At 50.2% G+C, this 3851-nt stretch carries 4 protein-coding genes; 2 read left to right on the top strand and 2 right to left on the bottom strand.

Going from position 1 to position 3851, the window contains the following annotated elements; genetic code table 11:
• Positions 1–122: 122 nt before the first annotated feature.
• Positions 123–812 (bottom strand): type 1 glutamine amidotransferase, encoded by a 690-nt coding sequence (locus tag AB7U36_RS11285; protein ID WP_428159875.1) that lies wholly within the window; start codon positions 810–812, stop codon positions 123–125.
• Positions 813–814: 2 nt separating this feature from the next.
• A complete protein-coding gene (locus tag AB7U36_RS11280; protein WP_428159874.1) occupies positions 815–1294 on the bottom strand; it encodes a DUF523 domain-containing protein in 480 nt (159 codons plus the stop codon).
• Between the two features lie 258 nt (positions 1295–1552).
• Here AB7U36_RS11280 and AB7U36_RS11275 point away from each other — a divergent pair, with 258 nt between their 5' ends.
• Together AB7U36_RS11275 and AB7U36_RS11270 are read left to right on the top strand one after the other, a co-directional pair.
• Entirely contained in the window at positions 1553–3367 is a 1815-nt protein-coding gene (locus AB7U36_RS11275) for an acyl-CoA dehydrogenase (protein ID WP_428159873.1), read from the top strand.
• A gap of 110 nt (positions 3368–3477) precedes the next feature.
• On the top strand, positions 3478–3851 hold a 374-nt coding region (locus tag AB7U36_RS11270; protein ID WP_428159872.1), incomplete at its 3' end, for a hypothetical protein.

Raw genomic sequence — 3851 nt, 5'->3', positions numbered from 1 at the left:
AAACACCTGCGGCACAGATGGCCGGCAATGGAATTTTAAGTATTCCCATTGCAGAGCAGATTTTTTACAAGGATCCTGTCTGGGCTGCACCCCTATTATGGCGCAGTGAATTCAGAAACGTCTTACCGCTTTATAAAGTATTCAAGAACCTTCCCCATTAAACCGTTTATTGAAGAATAGCGTTCCACAGGCACAGACAAGATTTCTTCCCGGGTCTGTATGTATTCACCTTCAACCAATTCATCTTGGCAGTTTTCGACAATTGCTTTGGCAGAAGATGGTGTGGTTTCCAGGTGAAATTGCAATCCGATAACCTTGCTGCCGATTTGAAAGGCTTGGTTTTCACACCCCTTACTCTCTGCAATCCGGACAGCACCTTCGGGTAGGCTAAAGGTTTCTCCATGCCAATGAAACACTTCCGTTTGTTTGGGGAACTGAAAAGACAAAGCGTTTTCAGATTTAACCGCTTTCACTGGAAACCAACCGATTTCCTTGACCGGGTTGGGGAAAACTTTGCCTCCCATGGCAGCCGCAATGAGCTGGGCCCCCAGACAAATACCAAGAACGGGTTTGCCGGCTGTAACCGCGCTTTTGATGAACTCTTTTTCCCCTACCAGCCAGGGATGTTCTGATTCATCGTTGACGCTCATGGGACCACCCATGACAACGAGTAAGTCAATGTCCTCTATTGGGGGCAGATTTTCAAAATTATAAAACCGGGTGCATGATATTGTGTAACCGGCATTTCTAAGCCATGGCTCAATGGAGCCCAAACCCTCAAAGGGGACATGCTGAAAATAATGTGCCTGCATTTTTATCCTTTTTTGAAAAACGGCAATTGGTCTACCTGATCCTCGCCAAACACCATAATCCCGTTCTGCCTTAAAAGTGCGGTTGTCACACCCATGCCGTCTACAAGAGACCGGCTGAAACTGCCGTCATAGATCCGGCAACTTCCGCAGGACGGGCTTTTCTGTTTCAACAGGGCTGTTTTGATACCACGGGCAACCGCTTTGTCCAAAGCTGCCTGGGCCCCTTTGATAAAAAAATCCGTAACATCAATCTCCCGGGTCTTCACCCGGGCTGTTCCCGCCCAGACCCCCGGGCCGCCCCCGGGGGTGATTTCTGCCGGTGGACGGGGCACAGGAAGGCCGCCGTCCATTTCCGGACAGACCGGAACCAGCAGCCCTTTGGCCTGCCACAGGTTTATGCGTGGGCATTCAAAGGGACAGGATCTGCCGTCATAGCGCACCGGCTGTCCCAGAAGACAGGCTGAAATCAGTATCTGTTCCATGGAAAAATCTTATATCAGCATTGCCTTGGTTTGTAAAAATTTCTTGACTAAAATACAAAATTAATGCGATGAATGATAATTCATTTTAGGTCCGCCGCAAGCCCAAAATAAGATAAAAAAAAAAGTTTTTTGATAACTTGTTGTAATCTAATTATATTAATAAATAATTAATATGCGGACAATAACACGAATTCAAAATATAACTGCAATATTATAATGAAGATTTGTTCATTAACAAATTCATAGTGAGGAGGACACATGGCACAGGTAATTTCCGACCAGCGGGACATTGATTTTGTTGTTCACGAGATGCTCCAGGCCCATACCCTGGCAGAACTGAACGACAATTATGCTGACTTTAACCAAAAAACCATTGATATGGTTATTAAAGAGGCAAAAAATCTGGCAATCAAGGAGCTTCTGCCCATAAGCAAAGAAGGGGATGAGACCGGCTGCACACTTGAAAACGGCAAGGTCTCCACGCCGCCGTCTTTCAAGCGCGTATTTGATCTGTTCAATGAAGGTGAATGGCTCGCCCCCACCGAAGATCCCCAATGGGGCGGCCAGGGCATGCCATTCACCGTTGCCGCGGCAACTGCTGAATATTTCAACGGCGCCAACTACCCGTTCATGATGTACTGCAGCCTCACCCAGGGTGCAGGCCATCTTGTTGAGCATTTTGGCACCCGGGAACAGAAAAACACCTATCTTAAAAACATGTACACCGGCAGATGGACCGGCACCATGCTGCTCACAGAACCGGGGGCCGGATCCGATGTCGGTGCACTGACCACCAAAGCCATCCCCAACAGCGACGGTACTTACAACATTGTGGGTGAAAAGATTTTTATCTCCGGCGGCGAACATGATCTGGCGGAAAATATCATCCATCCTGTGCTAGCCCGCATTGAAGGCGCCCCTGCCGGTACCAAAGGCGTTTCCCTGTTCCTGGTTCCCAAATTCCGGGTTAACCAGGACGGCTCTCTGGGCGAATTCAACGATGTCGTCTGCACCGGCATTGAGCATAAAATGGGCATCCACGGCAACTCCACCTGCTCCTTGTCCCTGGGCGCCAAAGGCAACTGCGTGGGCACCCTTTTAGGCGAAGAAAACAAGGGCATGAAAGCCATGTTCCTGATGATGAATGCAGCCCGGCTGCTCGTTGGGGTCCAGGGCTTTGCCTGTGCCACAACCGCCTATATGTATGCCCTGGATTATGCCAGAAACCGTATCCAGGGCCGGGATCTGATGGAGATCATGAACCCGGATGCCCAGTCCGTTGCCATCTTCCGCCACCCGGATGTGCGGCGCCAGCTCATGGTGATGAAATCCAATGTGGAAGCCATGCGTGCCTTGATCTACTTTGTCCATTACTGTATTGACATGTCCAGACATGCGGCAACCGGTGAAGAAAAGGCCAAGTACCAGGGGTTTATTGAAGTACTCACCCCCATTGCCAAGGGGTATGTCACAGACCGGGCCTTTGAGGTCTGCTCCCAGGGGATGCAGGTTTACGGCGGTTACGGATTCATCGAAGAGTATCCCATGGCCCAGTTGCTGCGTGACGTCAGAATCACCCTGATCTACGAAGGGACCAACGGCATCCAGGCCATGGACCTTCTCGGCCGGAAACTTGGCATGAACAAGGGTAAACCCGTCATGGACCTGTTCGGTGAAATGCAGAACACAATTGCCCGGGCCAAGGATATTCCGGTGCTTGAAAAAACAGCGACCAGGGTTGAAGAGGTGGTGAACAAATTAGGTGAAGTAGCCATTCACATGGGCACCATGGCCATGGGTCCCAAAGTGCTTGCCGCCTTTGCCAATGCCCATCCATTCCAGGATGCCACCGGAGACACCATTTTTGCGTGGTTGCTGCTGTGGCGCGCTGTGACCGCCGCCACAAAACTTGAAAAGGCCAAAAAGAAAGACATCCCCTTTTACCAGGGCGTTATCAAAAGTCTTGAGTTCTATGCCCAAACCGTACTGCCCGTCACCATGGGCCGGTTTGCGGCACTGCTTGGCACAAGCGCCGTGGCTGTGGACATTGAAGACAACATGTTTCCCGGCTGATTAAACCGGTTGTTTTGTTTCTTGAAGTTGCATTGAAAAAGGGTTAAATTCGGAAAAAATATTTTGGGGTCCCAGGTAATAATTATTTTTTGTAAATCACAGGAGATATAATGACACTGCCTGCTCATCCGGCGCTTCAATACCGCTGGCAATTGCGCGAAGACAATGAAAAAGACAAATTCGTTCTGGTCTACTATGGACTGCGCAATCCCCCCCGGAACACCCAGTCTGTTCTGAACATTGATTCTCAGATCGCCGGAGCCGTCGCTGCCCTGGATGGAAGCCGTGCCCTTGCAGACCTGCCCGATACCCTGACTGCCCATCCTGGATTCATCTGTCTGGTGGAAGAAGGCGTTATCGTTGACGCCTGTGATCTCCGGCAACCCGCAACCCCGGAGAATCGCAGGCAGTGTGCCCGCTGCATCAACGATAATTACCTTATCCCCGGCCTTGAATTTGACGAAAACGGTGTCTGTGCCTTCTG

Source organism: Desulfobacter sp. (assembly GCF_050177295.1).
This window is presented reverse-complemented; position numbering and strand designations above follow the sequence as displayed.